Genomic DNA, 20259 nt, shown 5'->3' with positions numbered 1-20259 from the left:
GTGTCTGCGGCCCGTCGGCCGGTGAGGTGGCCGGTGGTACGGCCGGGGAGCCGGCCGGTGATTCGTAGGGGAGAAGCTCGATGCGTCCTGGGAAGTTGTGCGGCCTTGCGGTGGTTCTCGCGCTGGCCGCCACCGCGTGCGGCGGCAGCGGAGGAGGCGCGGAGGGCACGGACCAGGGTGCCTCCGGACGCGGCGGCTCCGGTTATCCCGTGCAGATCGCCGACTGCAAGGGCGCCAGGACCACCTTCCGGTCCGCGCCGCACAAGATCGTCACCAGCAATGCCGCCGCCCTGGAGATACTGCTGCGCCTGGGCGCCGGCGACCGGGTCATCGGGACCGGATTCCCGCCCGGCAAGGGCGCCTTGCCGGGCGCTCTGGACGCCCAGGCCCGCAAGGTACCGGTGCTGGGAAAGCACATCATTCCCAAGGAGAAGCTGCTCGGCTCGGGCGCCGATCTCTATATCGACTCCTTCGCCTCGATGAACACCATGGGCGGCGCGGGCGACGCGCCCACCGCGGAGGAGTTCCGGGCGGCGGGGATCGGGCACATCTATCTGGCGTCCACCGCCTGCGCGCCGATGGCCGAGAAGCCGCAGCGGGACCTGTCCGGCGTGGAGGGCGACATCCGGCGGCTGGGCGCGGTGACCGGCACCTCCCGGCGGGCCGGCGAACTCGTCGCGGGGATGCGGGCCAAGCTCGCCGCGGTGCACAAGGCCGTGGGCGAAGTGCCGCAGGACAAGCGGCCGACGTACTTCTACTTCGACTACGACGCCGGGACCAAGCAGCCGGTCGCCGTGTGCCGTAAGCAGGTGGCCAACGCAGTCATCGGGCAGGCCGGGGCGCGCAATGTCTTCGACGACTGTGACGCGGACTTCAAGCCGGTCTCGTGGGAGGACGTGGTCGCCAAGAACCCCGACTGGATCCAGCTCGCGGTACACAACCGGGGCGATGCGGCGGCCAATGCCAAGGCGTACGACGAGGCGGCGGACTTCCTGAAGAGCTTCCCCGCCACCAAGGGGCTCACCGCGGTGCGCCGGGGCCACTTCCTGCGGATCGGCGCGGAGCGGACGACGATCGCCGGTGTCGGGAACGCGGACACCGTCGAGGAGATCGCGCACACGCTCCACCCGGCACGCTTCAAGGCGGCACGGTAGTGGCCCCGACCGTCGCCGACCCGCACGGACGCGAGGAGACGGCGGAGCGGTCCGGGCGGCGCACGCCCTCCGCCGGACTGCTCGCCCTGGCGCTGGGCCTCGCGCTGGCGGCGGCCCTGACCGCCGCGGTCTCCCTGGGCTCCACAGGCATCGCGCCCGCCGAGGTGTGGTCGGTGGTGTTCCGACGGCTGGCCGGCGCGCCGGCCCGGCCGGGCACCGACGATCTGATCGTGTGGCAACTACGCGTCCCCAGAGCCCTGTTGGCGGCACTGGTGGGGGCGGGGCTCGGCCTGGTGGGTACGGCGACCCAGGCGCTGGTGCGCAATCCGCTGGCGGACCCGTATCTGCTGGGCATCTCCCACGGCGCCTCGCTCGGCGCGGTCGCCGCGATCGTGCTGGGTGCGAGCGCCGGCGGTGTGCTGGGGCTGGGGCTGTCGGCGGCCGCCTTCGCCGGCGCGCTCGCCTCGTTCGCGCTGGTGTGGTGCATCGCGCGGCGCGGCGGCGGCTTCTCGCCGCTGCGCCTGGTGCTGGCCGGTGTGGGGGTCGGGCAGTTCCTGTCCGGCTTCACCAGCTATCTGGTGCTCCAGGCGGGCGATGAGCAGCAGACCCGCAGCGTGCTGTTCTGGCTGATGGGGAGCCTCGGCGGCGCCACCTGGAACGTGCTGTGGCTGCCGGTGCTCGCGGTCGCCGCCGGGGGGCTGGCCCTCCAGGCGCGCGCCCGCGCCATGAACGCGCTGCTCATGGGTGATGAGACCGCGGCCGGGGTGGGCGTGGACGTCACCCGGCTGCGCCGCGAGCTGTTCGTGGTGACCAGCCTGCTGACCGGCGTACTGGTCGCGGTCTCCGGAGCCATCGGCTTCGTGGGCCTGATGGTGCCGCATCTGTGCCGGCTGGTCATCGGCGGCGACCACCGCCGGCTGCTGCCGCTGTCCGCGCTGACCGGGGCGCTGCTGCTGGTGGTGGTGGACCTGGTGTGCCGTACGGCCATGGACGCCCAGGAGCTGCCGGTCGGCGTGGTGACGGCGATGATCGGCGCGCCCGCCCTGCTGTTCATCCTGGACCGGCGGACGGCGGCGGGCCGATGAACGTCGACATCGAGGATCTGCACGTCGGCTACGCGGGCCGCAACGTGGTCGCCGGGGTGCACCTGATGGCCGCGGCCGGCGAGATCGCCGGACTGGTCGGCCCCAACGGCAGCGGCAAGTCCACCGTGCTGCGGACCGTCTACCGGCATCTGCGGCCCACCGCGGGCCGGGTCCTGCTGGCCGGGGCCGACCTCCGCACGCTGACCCCCGGACAGACCGCGCGGCGGGTGGCCGCGCTGCCGCAGGAGCGCGGCAGCGACTTCGAGCTGACCGTGCGCGAAGTGGTGGCGATGGGCCGGACCCCCTACAAACGGGCCTTCGCGGGCGAGGACCGCGCCGACCGGGAGAGCGTGGCCCGTGCCCTGGCCGCCGTCGGCCTGGCCGGCGCGGACACCCGCCGGTTCTCCGCGCTGTCCGGCGGCGAGCGCCAACGGGCGCTGCTGGCAAGGGCGTTCGCACAGGACCCGGATGTACTGGTGCTGGACGAGCCGACCAACCACCTCGATGTACGCCATCAGATCGAGCTGCTGGCGTTGCTGCGGGAGCAGCGCCGTACGACGCTGATCTCGCTGCACGATCTGAACGCCGCGGCGTCCCTGTGCGACCGGCTGCATGTGCTGCACGACGGGCGGGTGGTCGCCTCCGGTCCGCCGCGCGAGGTGCTGACACCTCAGCTGCTGGCCGAGGTGTTCGGGGTGCGCGCCGCGGTGACCGCACATCCGCTCACCGGCGATCCGTTGATCGCCTTCGACCACCGGCAGCGGCTGCCCACCGGTGGCGGGTGACGGGCACCCCGCACCTCTCACCCGGCCATGAAATGGCTCGGCCGCCCCTGGCGCAGGACCAGCCGGCCGAGCCGCTCGGCATCCGCCCGGTGCAGCAACTCCCGCCGTCCATCGGCGTGTTCGAGCACGCAGGAGTGCCAGGGCGTCAGCCATGCATCGGGCGCGGCGAGCAGACGGATACCGAATTTGACCGAGCCCCGCGGCTGCGGATGGATGGAGAGCCGGAACGCTCCCGGGTGGTGCGCGGCGATCAGCTCGCCCCAGGCGCGGCTGCGCTGCATCACGCCGTACGCCCGACGCCGGCAGTCGCGCTGGAGCGCCGAACGGGTACCGGCGAAGGACGCGGTGTCCTCGAAGAGGAACCGGGTGATGCCCTGGTACAGCCGCCGGGTCGGCTCGTCGCTGCGGGTCAGGGACCGCAGGGTCTCCAGGGCCGGCGCGTACCGCTCGTGGACCAGGGACCGCTTGGCGTCGTGCGACATTCCGGCCCCGTACACCTCGCGCAGATCGAAGACGTCCAGCCGGGTCAGGCCCTCGGCGTCGATCAGTGCGCGCAGGGCGTCACCGTAGGCATCGATGTCACGGTCGGGCACCTGGATGAGGTCGCTGAAGACATGCCCGTCCGAGCAGATGACCACCCGCGCGCCGGGCGGGTACACGGCCGCGATACGGGTACACAGCTCGTCCAGGAAGCGCAGCGCCAGCCGTTCGCCCTCGTCGGGGAGGTGGCCGAGTACCTTGGCCGGGTTGGGCGACTTGCAGGGGAAGCCCGGCAGGGTGAACAGGATCGGCTCGCCCGCCGCCACCGGGGCGGCGAGCTGGCGCAGTTGGGCGGGGAAGGCCTCGGGGGTGTCCCCGTGGGCGGTGTCCAGTGTGCGCCGGTACGGCAGGAGCGTGGTGAGGACCGCCGCACAGACGGCCTGGTGGTCGGCTGCCGTGCCGGGGCGCGGCCGGGTCGGGCTGGTCAGCACGCGGCATCCGGCCCGTCCGCGCCGGGGCATCCGTCCCCGGTGCCGTAGGTCACCGGCAGCCGGTCGACCCCGCGTGCCAACACCGCCGGGATCCAGCGGAGTTCGTCCTCCGGGACGGCCGGCCGGAGGTCCGGCAGCCGTCGGAGCAGGGTGCCGATGGCGATCTGGAGTTCGATCCGGGCGAGCGCGGCGCCGGGGCAGAAGTGGCTGCCGTGGCCGAAGGCGAGGTGCGGGTTGGGGGAGCGGTCGAAGTCGAGGGTGTCCGCGTCGGGGAACTGCCGGGGGTCGCGGTTGGCCGCGCACAGCGACACGATGACGGAGTCACCGGCCGGGATCCGGGTGCCGTGCAGATCGGCGTCCTCGGCGAAGAACCGCCAGGTCGTCAGCTCGAAGGCGCTGTCGTGCCGCAGGAGTTCCTCGACGGCGCGGGGCAGCAGCTCCGGACGCGCGGCCAGTTGCGCGAGGTGCCCGGGGTGGCGCAGCAGGGTGACCAGGGCGGTGGTGATCTGGTTGGTGACCGGTTCCTGGCCGGCGACCAGCAGCTGGAAGATCATCGAGTCGAGCTCTTCCCGGCCGAGCCGGCCGTTGTCGCGGGCGGCCACCAGCCGTGAGAGCAGATCCGCACCGTGCGCACGGCGCTTGTGGGCGACCAGATCGGCGATATACCCCTGGAGTCCGCGCAGCCGCGCCTCGTACGCCGGACGGCCTGGATCCGTGGGCCCTACGGGCTGGACGACCTTGCCCCAGTCCCGGTCGAAGCGGTCCGCGAACTCCGGTGGCAGACCGATGACTTCGGCGAGCACCTGGAAGGGGAAGCGGGCGGCGAAGGTCTCGACGAGATCGACGGTGCCACGCTCGGGGAGCCCGTCGAGCAGGGCCTCGGCCATCTCCTGGAAGCGGGGCCGGAGCTGCTCGACGTGCTGCGGGGCGAAGGCATCGGTGATCAGCCGGCGCAGCTCGGTGTGCCGGGGCGGGTCCTGATGGAGCAGATGCACCTGTAGCTGGGAGTGCTGGGGCTCGGGCATGATCGAGGCGCGGGCCCGCCAGGCCGCGTTGCCGCGTGAGTGGTGCTTGCCCAGCCGGGCATCGGTCAGCGCCTGGTGGGCGGCCTCGTAGCCGGTGACGAGCCAGGCGCACACCCCGCTGGGGAAGCGCACCCGATGGACCGGGCCGCGCGCCCGCAGCTCGGCGTACAAGGGGTAGGGGTCGCGTTTGTACTCCGTCCCGTACAGCTCTACGGGATCGGGCGGCATGGACATGGGGGGTCCTCTTCAACGGTGCGCTCTGCGGACAACCGCGCCCGGACGGCACGGCGTTGGAGAGGTCGGTCGGCGGGCGCGTCGAGTTCCCGCCGACCGCGGGTGATTTCGGCAGGTCGGGGCTCGCGCGGTGGCACGGACACCGGTCAAACCCAGTTAGTCGGGTCCGGTGGCCGATGAGTTCCGACGGCGGAACAGGACAAACCTCACGTGTCAACGGGCCCCCGATCGGCCGCCGGGTACCGTTTTGCCCTGCCACGATGACGCGATGTCCTCCTCTCCGGCCGATCGCAGTCGGCCCCCTCTCGCGCACACCGTCCGACGGCTGCTGCCCGCACGGTCGGTCATCGGATTCATCGCGCTGCTGACGGCGCTCTTCGCGCTGTCGTACGCGGCCGGAGCCGTCGCCGGGCCGGTGGCCCCGGGCCTGCACCCGGCCGGTGGCACCCGTACGGGAGGCTCCACGCCCGCCGACGACGGGGACATGGGCGGTATGCACGGTATGGGCGCCGGGGCGCCCCGCCCGGTGCCGGTGGGAGCGTCGCGATGACACGGCAGCCCCGGCCCGCCTCCCCGACGCCGGACACCGCCGTCTCCCCGGACCTCGTCCGCACCACCACCCTCACGATCGGCGGGATGACCTGCGCCGCCTGTGTGGGCCGGGTCGAGAAGAAGCTCGGCCGGCTCGACGGCGTCGCGGCCACGGTGAACCTGGCGACCGGCCGGGCCACGGTCAGCCACCCCGCGGCGGTGTCCGTCACCGACCTCATCACCACCGTCGAGGCGGCCGGTTTCACCGCGCAGTTCCCCGAGCCCGCACCGGCGCCGGACAACGGCACCGGCCCGGACGACCGGCCGCCGTCCACCGAGTCCCCCGGCCCCCAGGACGACGGCGCCCGCGCCGAGCGCCACCGGCTGCTGGTGACCGCCCTGCTGTCGCTCCCCGTCCTGGTCCTGTCGATGGTGCCCGCCTGGCAGTTCCGCAACTGGCAGTGGCTGTGCTTCATGCTCGCCGCACCCGTCGCCGTATGGGGCGCCGCGCCCTTCCACTCCCGTGCGCTGCGCGGTCTGCGGCACGGCGCCGCGACCATGGACACCCTGGTCTCCCTCGGCGTCCTTGCGTCCTTCACCTGGTCCACCTACGCGCTGTTCCTCGGCGGGGCCGGTGCGCCCGGGATGACGATGCCGCTGCGCCTGCTGCCCACCGCCGGCGACGGCACCGCGCACCTGTACCTGGAAGCCGCCGTCGGCGTACCGCTGTTCGTGCTGGCCGGGCGCCGTATGGAGGCCAGGGCCAGGCGCGGCACGGGCTCCGCGCTGCGCGCCCTGGCCGAACTCGCCGCCAAGGACGTCGCCGTACGGGCGGCCGACGGAGGTGAACGGCGCATCCCGGTGGAACAGCTGCGGGTCGGCGACCGCTTCCTGGTACGGCCCGGGGAACGCGTCGCCACCGACGGCACCGTCGTCGAGGGCAGCTCCGCCCTGGACCTGTCCCTGATCAGCGGGGAGAGCCGCCCGGTCGAGGTCGCGCCGGGCTCGGCGGCCGTCGGCGGCGCGGTGAACTCCGGCGGGCTGCTGGAGATACGGGCCGACGCGGTGGGCGCCGACACCCAACTCGCCCGGATCACCCGGCTCGTCGAGGACGCCCAGACCGGAAAGACCACGGTCCAGCGGCTCGCCGACGCGGTGGCGGCCGTCTTCGTCCCCGCCGTGCTGACCGTCTCGGTCACCGTCCTGGGCTTCTGGCTCGGCGCCGGAGCCGACCCGCAGGCCGCCGTCACCGCCGCCGTGGCCGTCCTCGTCGTCGCCTGCCCCTGCGCGCTGGGACTGGCCACCCCCACCGCGCTGCTGGCCGCCACCGGCCGCGGCGCCCAGCTCGGCATCCTGGTCGGCGGACCGCAGGCGCTGGAGCGGCTGCGCCGGATCGACACCGTCGTCCTCGACAAGACCGGCACCCTCACCACGGGGCGGATGAGCGTCACCGCCCTCACCCCGCGGACCGGCGGACTCGACGCCGCGGACACCCTGCGTCTGGCCGCCGTCGTCGAGCAGGGCTCCGAGCATCCGCTGGCGCGCGCGGTCACCGCGTACGCCCAAGAGAGCCGGCCCCGGACCGGTCAGCCTGAGCCCAGCCAGTCCCAGCCCGGTCAACTCCTGCTGCCCGTAAGCGACTTCCGCGCCACGCCCGGTCACGGCGTACGCGGCACAGCGGAGGGGCACCGGGTGGCGGTCACCCGGCCCGGCGACCTCAGCGGCCTGCCGGCCCCGCTGCCGGACGCCGTACGGGAGGCGGAGGCCGCCGGCCACACCGCGGTCCTGGTCACCGTCGACGACACCCCGGAGGCCGTCATCGCCGTCGGCGACGCGCTCCGCCCCGACGGCTACCGCGCCGTGGACCATCTGCGCCGGCTGGGACTGCGGCCGGTGCTGGCCACCGGCGACCGCGCCGCCACCGCCCGCGCGGTGGCCGGCCAGCTGGCCATCACCGAGATCCACGCCGAGGCCCGCCCCGAGGACAAGGCCGCGCTGGTCACCACCTTGAAGGAGCAGGGCGCCCGGGTCGCCGTCGTCGGCGACGGGGTCAACGACGCGGCCGCCCTGGCGCTCGCCGACCTCGGGATCGCCATGGGCAGCGGCACCGACGCCGCGATCGGCGCCGCCGATGTCACCCTGGTGCGCGAGGACCTCCAGGCCGTCGCCGACGCGGTACGGCTGGCCCGCCGCACCCTGGGCACCATCCGCGGCAATCTCCTGTGGGCCTTCGGCTACAACCTCGTCACCGTGCCGCTCGCCGCCGTCGGCCTGCTCAACCCGATGCTCGCGGCGGCCGCCATGTCCGCCAGCTCACTGCTCGTGGTGGGCAACAGCCTGCGGCTGCGCGCCTGGCAGCCGGGCGGGGCGAAGAAGCCCGCCCGTCGCGCCGACCGCGCCCGTCAGCAGACCCGTTGGGAGACCGTATGAACCGGCCGTCCGTGTCGGCTGTCGCCGTACCGCTGCTCACCTGTCTGGCGACCCTGGGCACGCTCACCGTATGGACCGCCACCGGCAACGCGGGAACCCCCGCGCGGCTGAGCGTCGCCGAGGGCCGGGTGCTGGTCCCGTCCGGCCCCGAGGCCACCGCCGCATGGTTCACGATCCGCAACACCGGCGGCGCGGACGATGTCCTGACGGGCGTCACCGGCCCCGCCGGGCACCGGGCGATGCTCAGCCGCACCGTCGACATCGGGCGCAACGCCCGGAGCATGGCGATGGTCCGCGCCGCCACCGTCCCGGCCGGCGGTGCGCTGCGGATGTCGCCGACCGCCCTCGACGTCATGATCAGCCCGCCGCCACGGCTCGCGCCCGGCGACCGGCTCACCTTCACGCTGCACTTCCGCCACAGCCCACCGCAGACGGTACGGGCCCGGGCCGTACGCCCAGGCCACTGAAGTCCGCCTGCCGCTGTCTGCCCGCTGCTACTTGTCCGGGCAGACGCCACGGGGCTCATGGACCGGCCACCGCCCGCCCATGAGCCCCGTCGCCACAGCGGAGCGGCCGTCAGGCCACCGCGCCCGCGAGCGCGCGCGACCGGTCACCCGGCTCGGCTCGCTCCGCATCGGTCAGCAGCGCGACCAGCGCTTCCCGGGCGCGCGCCACCCGGGACCGCACGGTCCCCACGGGGCAGCCCATCACCCCGGCGGCCGCCGCGTACGGCAGCCCCAGCAGCTGCGTGAGCACAAACGCCTCCCGCCGCTCCGGCGCCAGCGCCGTCAGCAGGTCGGCGAGCGCAACACCCTCGTCGAACCCCGGTACACCGCGCGGCTGTACCCGCTCCGCCGCCGACTGCCAGTCATCGGTCGCGGCCAGCCGGGGCCGCACCGCGTGGGAGCGGATACGGTCCACCACGACCCGCCGGGCGATCGTCAGCAGCCAGGTACGCGCCGACGACCGGCCCTCGAACCGCGGCAGACTGCGCAGCGCCCGTACATAGGTGTCCTGCACGAGATCGTCGGTGGCCTGCGGATCGCCGCTGAGATGGGTCACATAGCGCCGCACATCGAGCTGGGTGGCCCGCACGAACTGCTCGACGGCCCGTTCGTCACCGCCGCGGGCGGCCAGCGCCCACCCCGTCACCGCCTCGTCATCCCGCATTCCGCGACCGCCCCTCGCCGCACGTCCGCGCTTCGTGGAGGATGGACGCATGCTCTGCTCGCATATCCGTACGGCACTCTCCGCCCGCCTCGACGAGGAGGAGCTGCCACCCGGCATCACCGCACGCCGGCTCGACGACCACCTCGCCGGCTGCCGCGACTGCCGGCAGTGGGAAGCGCGGACACGAGCGCTGACGGCCGGCCTCGACCGCGCCATGGCGCACACCGAAGGGGACGCGGCCGCCGCCGATGCGCTGCTCGCCCGGCTGAAGTCGGCGTCCGTGTGGCCGGCTTCGGAATCTCCCGGCGCCCTGGATCCGGGCGGCCGACGAACCGGTTGACCGGGCGGTACCCGGGAGCCCGCCCCCGCCGCTCCGCGGGCCGACAGCGGACGCGGGCAGCGCAGCCACCGGCATCCGGATAGGAATCATCATCTGGAGTCCTTCGCATGATCCGGTCGCCGCGCGCGACGACCGGTGAAGTCGAAGCCGGGACCTCGGCGCGTGCGTTCAGCGCCCGTCCGTCCACCGGCTCGGGAATTCGACCGTGCTGTCAGCCGACAGCCGGCTCATGCGGCGGACCCCGCAACGACATCGCATGGGCCAGCAGCAGCTGCTGCACCGCCTGCCGCGGCTCCTGCCGGGCGGCGCGCACCGCGGGCCGCGCCCCGGGCAGCACGATCCGCAGGACCAGCACCAACGGGGCGAACAGCCAGGCCGACACGCTCCGTACGAGCCGGAAGGCCGCCCGCTCGCCACCCCACAGCCACCATGCGCTGAGCACGGCGACCAGCAGGTGCGCTGCGATCATGCCGGCCGCGCTGCCGTGCATCCCCGGCATCCGGTCCGCGGCGCCGATGTCCCCCATGTGCGCCATGTTTCCCATGCCGCCGCCCATGTCGCCCATGGCGCCCGCGTGATCCATCGCGGGCATCGACGCCATCTGCCGACGCATCAGCCGCAGCGTCTCCGCGGCGTCACCGTCGGAGAGCCGTAACCCCTGCGCGCCACACAGCCAGGTGTCCGCCCACTGGCGCACGAGCGACAGCCGCTCGCCGCCGCCGGCGGCCACCGCCTGGCCGAACGAGAAGGCGCTGTGCAGGGCCGCTTGGGCGCCGACGGTCAGCAAGCCCACCAGCAGCGGCCCGCGTTCACGGCCCGCGCAGCACCAGGCGGCGGCCGCGGTGGCCGCCCCGGCAGTGAGCAGCATCCACACAGGCACCACGGCATCCGACATCACCGCGTGCCCCAGGGCAGCGAGCAGCACACAGACCACCGCGAACACCGCGGCGCGTAGCCCCCTGAGTACCTGCCCCGCATCCATGACGGGTTCATCGTCGCACCCCCACTCCGAGGTGGAACGGGAGGGGCCCCGGACCGCGTCGCATCGGCCCGCGGCACGGGCTCAGTACCTGTGGCCGGGCCAGTGCGGGTCGTCCCAGCGGGCCGGGCCGGTGAGGCCGAGCAGCCGTATCCGGTGCAGCAGTTCCTCGGGGGCGCCCTGGGCCCGGAGCCGGCCGGAGGCGTGGTGGAGCAGCCAGGAGGTGAGTTCGGTGTACATCTCCTCCTTGTTCTCCCAGGCGTCCCAGGGGAGTTGGTCTCCCAGCAGTTCCTTCTCCCAGCGGTCCGCCGCCTCAGCCAGCCGCCGGTCGGCTGCCGGATGAGTCAGTGCCTCCCAGGTGGTGAGCCATGGGGTGAGCGTGGCGGACGCCTCGGCACAGCAGGCGAACACCTCGTACGCGGGCACGGCGGTATCCGCACAGGTGAGAGTGTGCGCCCACCAGGCGTGCAGGAACTCCCGTACCGCCGCGGCCTGCTCGGCAGGCCACCGCTGCCAGCGGCCACGCGCGAACGAGCGTCCGACTTCCGCCATGCCGAAGACGGGCTCGATGCGACCGCCGACGAGAGCCGCGGCGAACTGGGGCAGAATCCGGCGCAGCACCGAGCCGTGGTCCTCCCAGTCCACGGCCTGCCAGGTACGCCGCAGCAGGTCGGGGTCGAGCTCCACGTCCGGCACCTTGAGCAGCGCGAGCTCTTCCGCGCTGCCCCAGTGGCACTCACAGTTGCACTCGTCGGGGTGGGCGGTCATGCCGCGGAAGGTGACGGCCAGGCCGTCCAGCGCGGTATCGAGACGGAGTCGTGCGGGGGTCTCGTCGAGGTGCATCGCGGGCCCGGCCTTCGGGGACTCCGGGCGGCTTCCGCCGACCGAAGATCGCAACTTTACAGCGCTCCGGAGCGAAGGGGAACGGACCGGCGGGCAGCAGCCGGCGGGGCGCGGCCACACGCCCCGCCCCGCCGGCTGCTTCAGACGCCTCCTGTGCCCTACGGCCGAGGCCCGATGACCCGCTCGCCGTCCCGGACGGTGATGGCCATGGCCGGACAGACATCGGCGGCGTCCAGCGCGCGCTCGTCCTCCTCGATCCGGTCGTTCAGCGGCCGGGCGTGCGCGCCGCCGACGGCGAACAGATCCGGCGCGATGGCGGCGCAGGACCCCGAGGCCATGCACTGCTGCGGGTCGATCTCCACCTGCCACGTCATGCGCTCACCACCCCACCGGCATGACCCGGGGCCCGCGCACCAGCATCTGGCTCTTCCACTCCACATCACCGGCCAGCCGCAGCGTCGGGAACCGGGTGATCAGGGCGCCGAGCGCTTCCTGGAGCTCCAGGCGGGCCAGCGGCGCGCCCAGGCAGTGATGCACACCGTGGCCGAATCCGAGGTGCTGATTTCCGGCCCGGGAGATGTCCAGCGTCCCGGGTGAGTCGAAGCGCAGCGCATCCCGGTTGGCCGCGCCCACCGCGACCAGAACCGGGGTGCCGGCGCGTACCAGTGTGCCGCCGACATCGATGTCTTCCGTGGCATAACGGGGCTGGCCCGCACCACTGCCCAGCGGGACGAACCGCAGTAACTCCTCCACGGCGCTCCCGATCAGCTCCGGTCGCTCCCGCAACAGGGCGAGCTGACCCGGATGATCCAGCAGTGCGAGAACGAAGTTGGGGATCTGGGTGGCGGTGGTCTCGTGCCCGGCGACCAGAATCCCGACGCACAGATCGACGAGTTCGAGCTCGGAGAGCCGGTCGCCGACATCCCGGGCATCGATGAGCGCGGTCATCAGATCGTCCTGCGGGGCGCGCCGGTGCTCCTCGATCAACTGGCTCATATATGCGCGGAGTTCTTCGAGGTTTGCGTCGAACTCCGCCGCGGTCAAGGAACTTGTCGACAGTGCGGCATCGCTCCACACCCGGAACCGGGGCCGGTCCTCGGTCGGCACACCGAGCAGCCGGCAGATCACCGCGACGGGGATGGGAAGCGCGTAACGGTCCACCAGGTCGGCGGGCGGCCCGGCGGCCTCCAGCTCGTCGAGCAGTTCCTGGGTCAGCTGCTTGACCTGCGGCCGGAGCCTTTCGACCTGGCGAACGGTGAACGCCTTGGCCACCAGCGCACGCAGCCGGGTGTGGTCGGGCGGGTCCATGCCCAGGATGCCGCTGTCGCGGCGCCCTTCGGACTGCCGGGGCTCGTCGTGCAGGGCGCCCTCGGCGCGGCTGAAGCGCTGATCGCCGAGGACGAACCGGGCCTCGGCGTAACGGGTGACGAGCCAGGCCGGCTCGCCGTAGGCCATCCGCACCTTCAGCAGTCCGGGAAGGTTGCGGGCCTGCTCGTACTCTTCGGAAAGCTCAAGGCTCTCGGGGATATTGAAGGGGTAGGAGAGGGGTGCTGTGTCGGCTGTGGTCACGGTGACCTCCCTTGTGTAAGCACCTGCTTACAAAGGTAGGCCGCTCCCTCGGAGTGGTCAACGACGCATTGCGGCCGTCATCGTGACGGACCGTCGGAGAGGAGCGTGGCGATGGGGGAGTCCCCGCAGCGCGGCACGGAGGGTGCATACCGCCGGGACGCACAGGGCACCCGGCTGCGGTTGCTCGATGCCGCGTCGGAACTGTTCGCGGAGCGCGGCTACGAACGCGCGACGGTACGCGATATCGCGGCCCGGGCCGGGGCCAATCAAGCCCTGCTGTTCCGCTACTTCGGCTCGAAGAAGGCCCTGTTCGGAGAGGTGATGGCGCGCGGAGGCCAGGAGCAGCTGCGGACCACCCCCGCCGAGCGGCTGTTCGAGGTCGCACTGCGCGGCATGCTGGCCGGCGACGGGGCGGGCGCCGACCGGTCGCTGGAGGTGTGTCTGCGCTCCATCGGCGGCAGCGACGAGATCGCGGACGCGCTGCGCGGGCTGGGGGAGGAGTACGCGGAGGTCCTCGCCACGCTCTCCGGGCCCGACAACGGCGGACTGCGCGCCGATCTGGCGCTGTCCTGGCTGCTGGGGATCGGCCTGATGCGTGTGGTGGTCGTCAAGGAGCCACTGGCGAGCGCCGACCCGGACACGGTGTGCCGGCTCGTCGTGGGTGCGCTGGGAAGCCTGCTGGAGAGCCTGCCGAACGACGTGGAGAAGGGCGGCGAAAACGGCGGGATTGCGTAGTGGCTAGAGGGGTTTTGTGGTGGAATGTCGTAGTTTCTGCTGCGTTCCAGTGACTCTGCGGCGGGTCGCAAGTCGATGGACAAATGCCACTTTATCGTCGCCTTTGCAGAGAATATTCATTTTCTGCAGAGTCGAGTGAAGGTGGAAACATGCTCCGTTCGATCCCTCGCGGCCTCGCAGTGGCCGGCCTGACCGCGGCTGCCCTCGTGGTGCCGATGGCAGGCGCCGCCACTGCCGCGACCGCGCCCCCCAGCAGCACGCAGAGCACCCAGTGCTCCACGCACCACCGCTGCGACAAGGGCCACCACGGCAACCGGCACCACCGGCACGGCCACAAGAGCCACGGCCGGATCGGGCACGGTGGCCACGACGGCTACGACTACTACGGGCGCGAAGGCCGCGATGGCTACGGCCGCGATGGCTACGGGCGCGAAGGCCGCGAGGGCTACGGCCGCGATGGCTTCGGGCGCGAGGGCCGCGAGGGCTACGGCCGCGATGGCTACGGCCTCGGCAGAGACGGCCTGCTCGGCCTCGGCCTGCTCGGGCTCCTCTAACACCCGTCAGAGTCGGCCTTGTGGGCCCGGGATACACGATCCCGGGCCCACAAGCACGTCACGCCGACGATGCGGCCCCGGGCGTCCTGAGCCTCCCCGTGCCTCAAGGGCGCCCGGAGGCTGTCCGGACGTCAGGAGCCGGACCCGGCCCCGCCGGCCCCGTCCTGCGTCAGCTTCGTCAGCTTCTGCGGCACTCCGCCCGCCCCATCGGCCAGTGGGGCCGCGCCGCCGCTCCCTTGCTTCAGACTGTCGAGAATGGCCAGCCCCTGGCCCACGATGCCAGAGACGATCTCGTTCATCCCGTCGGTGCCGTTCAGGACGGTCAGCCGGGAGCCGGAGATGCCCTCGGCCGCGGCCTGGGCTAGCGCCGGGAGGTTCTCGACGGTGCGGTTGGCGGCGATCAGCTCCTGGTTGCCGTCCCGCAGCGAGGCCGCCACGGCATTGTTCGCATCGGCCCGCGCCTGGGCGATCGCCCGCTCGGTGTAGGCACGGGCGTCCGCCTCGAACCGGACCTGGTCACGCTGTGCCTCCGCCAGGGTGCGCACCCGGTACGCCTCGGCGTCCGCCGGGCGGCGCACCTCGGCCTCCAGCCGCTGGGCGGCCAGCGAGGCCTGCCGCTCGGCCAGCGCGGTCTGCTCCTCGATGACCTCCTGCGAGGCCCTGGCCTGGGACAGCGGGCCGGCCTGCGCGGCACGGGCGTTGTACTGCTCGGTCTCGGCGAGGAACCCGGCCCGTTTGATCGCGGTGTCCCGCTCGTACTCCGCCTTGAGCGCCGCCGCCTGCTGTTCCCGCTCGGTCGCCTCCTGGTCGGCCTTGGCCTCCGCGATCCGGGCCGCGCTGGCGACGGCGGCGGCGTGCGGCGCGGCCAGATTGGTGATGTAGCCGGAGGTGTCGCCGATCTCCTGGATCTGCAGGGCGTCGACGACGATGCCGAGCTTCTCCATCTCGGAGTGGCTGCCCTCCTTGACCTCCTGGGCGACCCGGTCCCGCTCCCGGATGATCTGCTCGACGGTCAGCCCGCCGACGATCGAACGCAGGTGACCGGCGAAGATCCGCCCCACCAGCTCTTCCATGGTGGCCTGCTCGTCCAGGAACCGGCGCGCGGCGTTGGCGATCGACGGATGGTCGTCACCCACCTTGAAGACGGCGACCGCCCGGACGGCGAGCCGGATGCCCTGCTGGGTGACGCAGTCCTCGGATATCTCCGCCTCCCGCAGCGACAGCGACAGCAGACTCGCCTTCTGCTTGACGGGCATGACCCAGCGGCCATGGCCCGTGACGATACGGAATTGGGCATCCCCGGCCCGGCTCTTCGAGCCGGAGATCAACAGCGCCTCGTTCGGCGCGGGTACATGCCAGAACAGCATCGGAAGGCTCCTGGTCGGTGCGACCGGCCTCGGTTTGTGTGCGGGGACGGTTGGACGAAGGTGAAGGGGGTGGGGGATTGCCCATCTGGCCCGTAGTGGCCGGAGGACGGCCGGGGCATCAGGCAGGCAGCGGCGCGACGATCACCGACCGCGCCGAGGTGTGGTCCACCACGATGACCTGCGTATGCCGGGCGATGGGTTCCTGGGACCAGGCGGCGAAGGCCTCGGTCCCGCCGCGTACGGGCAGCAGCACCTCGCCCGGGCCATCGGTCGGGATCGAGACGGTGACCCGCCCGATCACTCCGATCGGGCTGAAGTCCGTGTCATCCGTCGCGCTCACCCGGGCTCCGTCGCTGGTCAAAGCCGCTGCCGGCCAGGAGGCCGGCCAGCGGGGCATCTCGACAACTCAACGGTACTCCGGGCCGGGCGCCCCTTCAGGTCGCCCGTTCCGGGCGGCCGGCGCACCCGGGCTTCAGGCATCCAGCCGGGGCGGGCGGGCGGCCGGGACCGACTTTCTGGAGGGCAGCACATCGGGTGCGCGATGCGGCCGCAGGGCCGTGAGGGCGGTCTCGGTCTCCTCCATCAGCGCACGGTAGGAGACCAGTCGCTGCCACTCGGGATCGGCGACGCCGGGCACCGTGGCATCCCGCTCTGTCCAGAGCTTCGCCAGTCCCGCGTACAGCGGTGTCTGCCGGACAATCTCGGAGGTGATCCACCGCGGTGCGGCCCCGGGGCGGGGAAGGAAAGTCTGTCCGTGACCTGCGACGGTGCCGGAGGAAGGGGCGCTCATGGCCGTAGAAACGATTCTGCGAGCATGTGGTCACTGCGTATTTTTACGGCTCCGGCTCCATACGTCCCGTAGGCAGGGGCGTAACTCCATCGAATATCACCTTATGCAGTGATCTATAGCCGAGAAGCGGGCCAATCCGGGCGAAGGAACGTTGTCGCAGTCATGGAACCGAGGGAGTTGTGGGAGCGCCACGCGGTACTCGCACAGGCGTTTTGCAGCAGCGATGACGAGGTCCGCCGGACGCAGGGACTCCTCGACGAGGCCGAGGCCCGCCGTTCGCGGACCCTGGCCGCCTTCGCCGTGACCGTGGGCAGCGATGCGGTGGTGGCGGACCTGCTCGGCCTGGAGGAGCGCGAAGTGCGCCTGGCCCGCCGCACGGTGGGCAAGGATGACGCCCGCGCGGTCGCCAAGAGCCTGCTCGCGCAGCCCGCGCGTGAGGAACCGCCCGCGGAGCAGCACCCGGTGCAACAGGCCACCGCACACCCCGAGGGCCAGGCCACCGCGGGCCCCGCCACGACGGCCCCGGTCGCCGAGCACCGGACCACGGCGGGCCCGCCCACCACGCCGCACACCACCGCGCCACACACCACCGCGCCGCACACCGCCCCGCCCCAGGCCCCCGCGCCCCAGACCGGCGAACCGGGCTGGGCACCGGCTCTGGACGCGGTCCTGATGAGCAGCTGGCACACCGGAGTTGACCTCACCGCACTCGCCACCGAACTCGGCCTCGACGTCAGGCTCCTCGTGGCACGCGCCCAGCAGCTGTCCGCCGAAAACCGGCACACCTCGCCCCCGCAATCGGACCGCACCGGACGCCACCGGCGGATGGCCAAGCTCCAGAGCACCCCACAGCCGGAGACCCCGCATCTGGCCTGGCGAGAGCGACCACAGCAGCCCCCGGGGGAGCACTACGAACACGAGCCCTGGAAGCAGCAGCCGTACCAGAATTACCAGCACTACCAAAACCACCAGAACCATCAGAATCACCAGAACTACCCCGACTACCAGACGTACCAGGTGTACGAGGAGCAGCAGCCCTCCCATGCGCCCGCCACCTGGGACGCCAACGCGATCACCGCGGCCCAGCACGACTGGGACGGCATCCTCAGCCACTGGGAGGCCACCACCTCCACCACGCCGCCCCTCTCGGCGCCAGGTCACGGAGGTACGTGATGCCGCCCCTCATCGGCGTCCCGGCGTCGATTACAGTGGGCGCCGAGCCGTGACTGGCGCTTGGGTGGAGTACCACCGGGGAGCGGCTCGGCCGGTCATGGTCAGTGCCGCGCGCCTGGGCGATCCGTCAACGACGCTCAGGAGCACCCCATGTCCTCGACCGCCCGTCTCATGGACGGCAGCGCACTGGCCCGCCGCATCGTCGGACAGGCCGCGGAACGCGCGGCGGACCTCACCCGGCAGACCGGCCGGGCCCCCTGCCTGGCGACCGTGCTGGTGGGTGAAGACCCCGCCTCGGTGACGTACGTACGCATGAAGCGCGCCCGCTGCGAGAAGGCCGGGATCCGGTCCCGGCATGTCGAACTGCCCGCCGCGACCACGACCGCGGAGCTGGTCGGCACGATCGCCGCGCTGTCGCAGGACCCCGACGTGCACGGCATCCTGCTCCAGCACCCGGTCGGCCCGCACATCGACGAGCGCGCCGCCTTCGAGGCGATCGCCCCCGAGAAGGACGTCGACGGGGTCACCTTCCACTCCTTCGCCGCGATGAGCTTCGGCCTGGACGGCTTCGCCTCCTGCACGCCCGGCGGCATCCTCCGCCTCCTGGACCACTACGAGGTCGATCTGACCGGTAAGCACGCCGTCGTGGTCGGCCGCAGCGCGATCCTCGGCAAGCCCGTCGGGATGCTGCTGCTCGGCCGCAACGCCACCGTCACCTACTGCCACTCCCGCACCACCGACCTCGCCTCGATCACCAGGGAGGCCGATGTCCTGATAGCCGCCGTCGGCCGGCCCCGCTTCCTGCACGGCGAGCACATCAAGCCCGGCGCCGTCGTGATCGACGCCGGCTACAACCCCGGCAACGTCGGCGATGTGGACTTCGAGTCGGCGAGCGCCCGCGCCTCCCTGCTCACCCCGGTCCCCGGCGGCGTCGGCCCGATGACCATCGCCGTCCTGCTCACCCAGACCGTCGATGCCGCCGCCCGCCAACTGGGCGTGGCCTGACGGGAAGCCGGGGGAGGGTGGTCGGCGGTGATCCGTAAGCGGCCGGAAGTGTTCGCCCGGTAGGCGTCGTCCGTACGTATGATCGCGACGCCGGTACTCGATCACTCACGACCACCTTCGGAGGCTTGAACGACCATGGCGGAACAGCGCGTTGTCATCGTGACGGGCGGTGGTACGGGCATCGGCGCCGCCACCGCCCGGCTGCTGCGGGCGGCCGGCCACCAGGTGGTCATCTCCGGGCGCCGGCCCGAACCGCTGCAGCGCATCGCCGAGGAGACCGGAGCGCTGGCCCACCCCTCCGACGCCGCCGATCCCGCGGCGGTGCAGGAACTCGTCGATGCCACCGTGTCCACGTACGGGCGGCTCGACGGGCTGGTGCTCAACGCCGGTATCGCCCGCGGCGGGTCCGTCGGCGATCTGTCGGTGGCGGACTGGGAGGCCGTCATGACCACCAACGTCACCGGCCCGTTCCTCCTCCAACGCGCCGCTCTTCCCCACCTGTTGGCGGCACGTGGCGCGGTCGTCGCGGTCGCCTCGGTCTCCGCCCTGCGCAACGGTGAGGGCAACGCCGCCTATGCCACCTCCAAGGCGGCCCTGCTCCAGCTCTGCCGCTCGCTGGCCGTCGACTACGGACGGGACGGGCTCCGCGCCAACATCGTCTGCCCCAGCTGGGTACGTACGGAGATGGCCGACCGGCGCATGGCGCGATTCGCCGAGGAGGCCGGGCTGGCGGACGGCGGCGTGGCTGCCGCCTACGAGGAGGCCACCCGGCTCCTCCCCACAGGCCGCCCCGGCGAGCCCCATGAGGTCGCGGAGGCAATCAGCTGGCTGCTTTCACCCGCCGCGTCCTTCGTCAACGGGGCGGTACTCACCGTCGACGGCGGGGCGACCGCGGTCGACCCCGGAGGCGCCGCGTTCACCTTCCGCATCGAGCCGCGCGACGGCGCGGAAGCGGACGGCGGGCAGCGGTAGAGACCCTGCTGCGCGCACTCGCCGACCCTTCGCCGGCACCGATTCGGCATGCGATTCAGCATTCGATGATGTTCACCGCGAGTCCGCCGCGTGCGGTCTCCTTGTACTTGACGCTCATGTCGGCGCCGGTTTCCTTCATGGTCTTGATGACCTTGTCGAGGGAGACCTTGTGGCTGCCGTCGCCGCGCATCGCCATCTTCGCGGCGGTGACGGCCTTGACGGCGGCCATGCCGTTGCGTTCGATGCAGGGGATCTGGACGAGGCCGCCGACGGGGTCGCAGGTCAGGCCGAGGTTGTGTTCCATGCCGATTTCGGCGGCGTTCTCGACCTGTTCGGGGCTGCCGCCGAGGACCTCGGCGAGGGCGCCGGCGGCCATCGAGCAGGCGGAGCCGACTTCGCCCTGGCAGCCGACCTCGGCGCCGGAGATGGAGGCGTTCTCCTTGAAGAGCATGCCGATGGCGCCGGCGGCGAGCAGGAAGCGGACCACGCCTTCTTCGTCGGCGCCGGGCACGAAGTTCATGTAGTAGTGCAGGACGGCGGGGATGAT

At 72.5% G+C, this 20259-nt stretch carries 23 protein-coding genes and 1 riboswitch; of the genes, 12 read left to right on the top strand and 11 right to left on the bottom strand.

Annotation, left to right across the window (positions count from 1 at the left end):
• Positions 1-80 precede the first annotated feature (80 nt).
• Genes DY245_RS07655 through DY245_RS07645 form a run of 3 tightly spaced genes read left to right on the top strand, consistent with a single transcriptional unit; the run spans position 81 to position 3024 of the window.
• On the top strand, positions 81-1154 hold the full coding sequence (locus DY245_RS07655) for an ABC transporter substrate-binding protein (protein ID WP_128504867.1): 1074 nt from the start codon (positions 81-83) through the stop codon (positions 1152-1154).
• Positions 1154-2239, top strand: coding sequence for a FecCD family ABC transporter permease (locus DY245_RS07650; RefSeq protein WP_128504864.1), 1086 nt, complete (start codon positions 1154-1156; stop codon positions 2237-2239). Before DY245_RS07655 ends, DY245_RS07650 begins: the two co-directional genes overlap by 1 nt.
• On the top strand, positions 2236-3024 hold the full coding sequence (locus DY245_RS07645) for an ABC transporter ATP-binding protein (protein WP_128504862.1): 789 nt from the start codon (positions 2236-2238) through the stop codon (positions 3022-3024). Before DY245_RS07650 ends, DY245_RS07645 begins: the two co-directional genes overlap by 4 nt.
• Before the next feature lie 17 nt (positions 3025-3041).
• On the opposite strand, the gene DY245_RS07640 is transcribed toward DY245_RS07645, so the two are convergent.
• Positions 3042-3995: an L-tyrosine/L-tryptophan isonitrile synthase family protein gene (locus DY245_RS07640; protein WP_425329356.1), complete on the bottom strand. Its 954-nt coding sequence runs from the start codon at positions 3993-3995 to the stop codon at positions 3042-3044.
• Positions 3989-5254 (bottom strand): cytochrome P450 family protein, encoded by a 1266-nt coding sequence (locus DY245_RS07635; protein WP_128504857.1) that lies wholly within the window; start codon positions 5252-5254, stop codon positions 3989-3991. The genes DY245_RS07640 and DY245_RS07635 overlap by 7 nt, the downstream gene beginning before the upstream one ends.
• A 268-nt stretch (positions 5255-5522) precedes the next feature.
• Between DY245_RS07635 and DY245_RS07630 the strand changes: the two genes are divergently transcribed.
• From DY245_RS07630 to DY245_RS07620, 3 genes are read left to right on the top strand one after another with little or no spacing between them, the layout of a single operon-like run.
• Entirely contained in the window at positions 5523-5804 is a 282-nt protein-coding gene (locus tag DY245_RS07630; protein ID WP_128504855.1) for a hypothetical protein, read from the top strand.
• Complete coding sequence (locus DY245_RS07625) at positions 5801-8215, top strand: heavy metal translocating P-type ATPase (protein ID WP_128504852.1); 2415 nt, start codon at positions 5801-5803, stop codon at positions 8213-8215. Before DY245_RS07630 ends, DY245_RS07625 begins: the two co-directional genes overlap by 4 nt.
• Entirely contained in the window at positions 8212-8682 is a 471-nt protein-coding gene (locus DY245_RS07620) for a copper chaperone PCu(A)C (protein WP_128504850.1), read from the top strand. Before DY245_RS07625 ends, DY245_RS07620 begins: the two co-directional genes overlap by 4 nt.
• A 109-nt stretch (positions 8683-8791) precedes the next feature.
• Here the strand turns inward: DY245_RS07620 and DY245_RS07615 are convergent, their stop codons facing one another.
• The gene (locus DY245_RS07615; RefSeq protein WP_128504848.1) at positions 8792-9385 is read right to left on the bottom strand and encodes a sigma-70 family RNA polymerase sigma factor; all 594 of its coding nucleotides are present in this window, start codon (positions 9383-9385) and stop codon (positions 8792-8794) included.
• A gap of 49 nt (positions 9386-9434) precedes the next feature.
• Between DY245_RS07615 and DY245_RS07610 the strand changes: the two genes are divergently transcribed.
• Positions 9435-9725 carry a zf-HC2 domain-containing protein gene (locus DY245_RS07610; protein WP_128504846.1) on the top strand — a complete coding sequence of 97 codons (291 nt, stop codon included), beginning with the start codon at positions 9435-9437 and terminating at the stop codon, positions 9723-9725.
• Between the two features lie 211 nt (positions 9726-9936).
• On the opposite strand, the gene DY245_RS07605 is transcribed toward DY245_RS07610, so the two are convergent.
• The 4 genes from DY245_RS07605 to DY245_RS07590 form a co-directional block, all read right to left on the bottom strand.
• Positions 9937-10707 carry a PE-PGRS family protein gene (locus DY245_RS07605; RefSeq protein WP_128504843.1) on the bottom strand — a complete coding sequence of 257 codons (771 nt, stop codon included), beginning with the start codon at positions 10705-10707 and terminating at the stop codon, positions 9937-9939.
• A gap of 81 nt (positions 10708-10788) precedes the next feature.
• Positions 10789-11547, bottom strand: coding sequence for a hypothetical protein (locus DY245_RS07600; RefSeq protein ID WP_128504841.1), 759 nt, complete (start codon positions 11545-11547; stop codon positions 10789-10791).
• A gap of 158 nt (positions 11548-11705) precedes the next feature.
• Entirely contained in the window at positions 11706-11921 is a 216-nt protein-coding gene (locus tag DY245_RS07595) for a ferredoxin (protein ID WP_128504839.1), read from the bottom strand.
• 4 nt (positions 11922-11925) lie between these two features.
• Positions 11926-13116 carry a cytochrome P450 gene (locus DY245_RS07590; RefSeq protein ID WP_128504837.1) on the bottom strand — a complete coding sequence of 397 codons (1191 nt, stop codon included), beginning with the start codon at positions 13114-13116 and terminating at the stop codon, positions 11926-11928.
• 111 nt (positions 13117-13227) lie between these two features.
• Between DY245_RS07590 and DY245_RS07585 the strand changes: the two genes are divergently transcribed.
• Both DY245_RS07585 and DY245_RS07580 read left to right on the top strand, forming a co-directional pair.
• On the top strand, positions 13228-13851 hold the full coding sequence (locus DY245_RS07585) for a TetR/AcrR family transcriptional regulator (RefSeq protein ID WP_128504834.1): 624 nt from the start codon (positions 13228-13230) through the stop codon (positions 13849-13851).
• Positions 13852-14000: 149 nt separating this feature from the next.
• On the top strand, positions 14001-14405 hold the full coding sequence (locus DY245_RS07580; protein ID WP_128504832.1) for a hypothetical protein: 405 nt from the start codon (positions 14001-14003) through the stop codon (positions 14403-14405).
• Between the two features lie 131 nt (positions 14406-14536).
• Here the strand turns inward: DY245_RS07580 and DY245_RS07575 are convergent, their stop codons facing one another.
• The 3 genes from DY245_RS07575 to DY245_RS07565 form a co-directional block, all read right to left on the bottom strand.
• Positions 14537-15772, bottom strand: a complete 1236-nt coding sequence (locus DY245_RS07575) for an SPFH domain-containing protein (RefSeq protein ID WP_128504830.1) — start codon at positions 15770-15772, stop codon at positions 14537-14539.
• Positions 15773-15890: 118 nt separating this feature from the next.
• The gene (locus DY245_RS07570; protein WP_128504828.1) at positions 15891-16112 is read right to left on the bottom strand and encodes a hypothetical protein; all 222 of its coding nucleotides are present in this window, start codon (positions 16110-16112) and stop codon (positions 15891-15893) included.
• 132 nt (positions 16113-16244) lie between these two features.
• Entirely contained in the window at positions 16245-16562 is a 318-nt protein-coding gene (locus DY245_RS07565) for a hypothetical protein (protein WP_128504826.1), read from the bottom strand.
• Between the two features lie 162 nt (positions 16563-16724).
• Here DY245_RS07565 and DY245_RS07560 point away from each other — a divergent pair, with 162 nt between their 5' ends.
• The 3 genes from DY245_RS07560 to DY245_RS07550 all read left to right on the top strand — a co-directional run bounded on the left by DY245_RS07560 (position 16725) and on the right by DY245_RS07550 (position 19712).
• Positions 16725-17735, top strand: a complete 1011-nt coding sequence (locus DY245_RS07560) for a hypothetical protein (RefSeq protein ID WP_128504824.1) — start codon at positions 16725-16727, stop codon at positions 17733-17735.
• A 39-nt stretch (positions 17736-17774) separates the two neighbouring features.
• A riboswitch (ZMP/ZTP riboswitch) is annotated at positions 17775-17863 on the top strand.
• 22 nt (positions 17864-17885) lie between these two features.
• The gene (locus DY245_RS07555; RefSeq protein ID WP_128504822.1) at positions 17886-18740 is read left to right on the top strand and encodes a bifunctional 5,10-methylenetetrahydrofolate dehydrogenase/5,10-methenyltetrahydrofolate cyclohydrolase; all 855 of its coding nucleotides are present in this window, start codon (positions 17886-17888) and stop codon (positions 18738-18740) included.
• A 135-nt stretch (positions 18741-18875) separates the two neighbouring features.
• Entirely contained in the window at positions 18876-19712 is an 837-nt protein-coding gene (locus DY245_RS07550) for an SDR family NAD(P)-dependent oxidoreductase (protein ID WP_128504820.1), read from the top strand.
• 55 nt (positions 19713-19767) lie between these two features.
• Here the strand turns inward: DY245_RS07550 and DY245_RS07545 are convergent.
• Positions 19768-20259 (bottom strand): L-serine ammonia-lyase, iron-sulfur-dependent, subunit alpha (locus tag DY245_RS07545; protein WP_181923566.1); only part of this gene is annotated, 492 nt, incomplete at its 5' end.

Source organism: Streptomyces inhibens (genome assembly GCF_003389455.1).
Lineage (GTDB): Bacteria > Actinomycetota > Actinomycetes > Streptomycetales > Streptomycetaceae > Streptomyces > Streptomyces inhibens.
Note: the sequence above shows the minus strand (reverse complement) of the source record. Positions and strands in the feature narration are given on the sequence as shown.

Bases quoted from the DNA above. Each gene is read 5' to 3' on its own strand.
- DY245_RS07635 (WP_128504857.1), bottom strand. From the start codon at position 5,254: ATGTCCATGCCGCCCGATCCCGTAGAGCTGTACGGGACGGAGTACAAA.
- DY245_RS07615 (WP_128504848.1), bottom strand. From the start codon at position 9,385: ATGCGGGATGACGAGGCGGTGACGGGGTGGGCGCTGGCCGCCCGCGGC.
- DY245_RS07550 (WP_128504820.1), top strand. From the start codon at position 18,876: ATGGCGGAACAGCGCGTTGTCATCGTGACGGGCGGTGGTACGGGCATC.
- DY245_RS07565 (WP_128504826.1), bottom strand. From the start codon at position 16,562: ATGAGCGCCCCTTCCTCCGGCACCGTCGCAGGTCACGGACAGACTTTC.
- DY245_RS07595 (WP_128504839.1), bottom strand. From the start codon at position 11,921: ATGACGTGGCAGGTGGAGATCGACCCGCAGCAGTGCATGGCCTCGGGG.
- DY245_RS07645 (WP_128504862.1), top strand. From the start codon at position 2,236: ATGAACGTCGACATCGAGGATCTGCACGTCGGCTACGCGGGCCGCAAC.
- DY245_RS07610 (WP_128504846.1), top strand. From the start codon at position 9,435: ATGCTCTGCTCGCATATCCGTACGGCACTCTCCGCCCGCCTCGACGAG.
- DY245_RS07630 (WP_128504855.1), top strand. From the start codon at position 5,523: ATGTCCTCCTCTCCGGCCGATCGCAGTCGGCCCCCTCTCGCGCACACC.
- DY245_RS07605 (WP_128504843.1), bottom strand. From the start codon at position 10,707: ATGGATGCGGGGCAGGTACTCAGGGGGCTACGCGCCGCGGTGTTCGCG.
- DY245_RS07620 (WP_128504850.1), top strand. From the start codon at position 8,212: ATGAACCGGCCGTCCGTGTCGGCTGTCGCCGTACCGCTGCTCACCTGT.
- DY245_RS07575 (WP_128504830.1), bottom strand. From the start codon at position 15,772: ATGCTGTTCTGGCATGTACCCGCGCCGAACGAGGCGCTGTTGATCTCC.
- DY245_RS07585 (WP_128504834.1), top strand. From the start codon at position 13,228: ATGGGGGAGTCCCCGCAGCGCGGCACGGAGGGTGCATACCGCCGGGAC.
- DY245_RS07555 (WP_128504822.1), top strand. From the start codon at position 17,886: ATGTCCTCGACCGCCCGTCTCATGGACGGCAGCGCACTGGCCCGCCGC.
- DY245_RS07600 (WP_128504841.1), bottom strand. From the start codon at position 11,547: ATGCACCTCGACGAGACCCCCGCACGACTCCGTCTCGATACCGCGCTG.
- DY245_RS07625 (WP_128504852.1), top strand. From the start codon at position 5,801: ATGACACGGCAGCCCCGGCCCGCCTCCCCGACGCCGGACACCGCCGTC.
- DY245_RS07580 (WP_128504832.1), top strand. From the start codon at position 14,001: ATGCTCCGTTCGATCCCTCGCGGCCTCGCAGTGGCCGGCCTGACCGCG.
- DY245_RS07655 (WP_128504867.1), top strand. From the start codon at position 81: ATGCGTCCTGGGAAGTTGTGCGGCCTTGCGGTGGTTCTCGCGCTGGCC.
- DY245_RS07560 (WP_128504824.1), top strand. From the start codon at position 16,725: ATGGAACCGAGGGAGTTGTGGGAGCGCCACGCGGTACTCGCACAGGCG.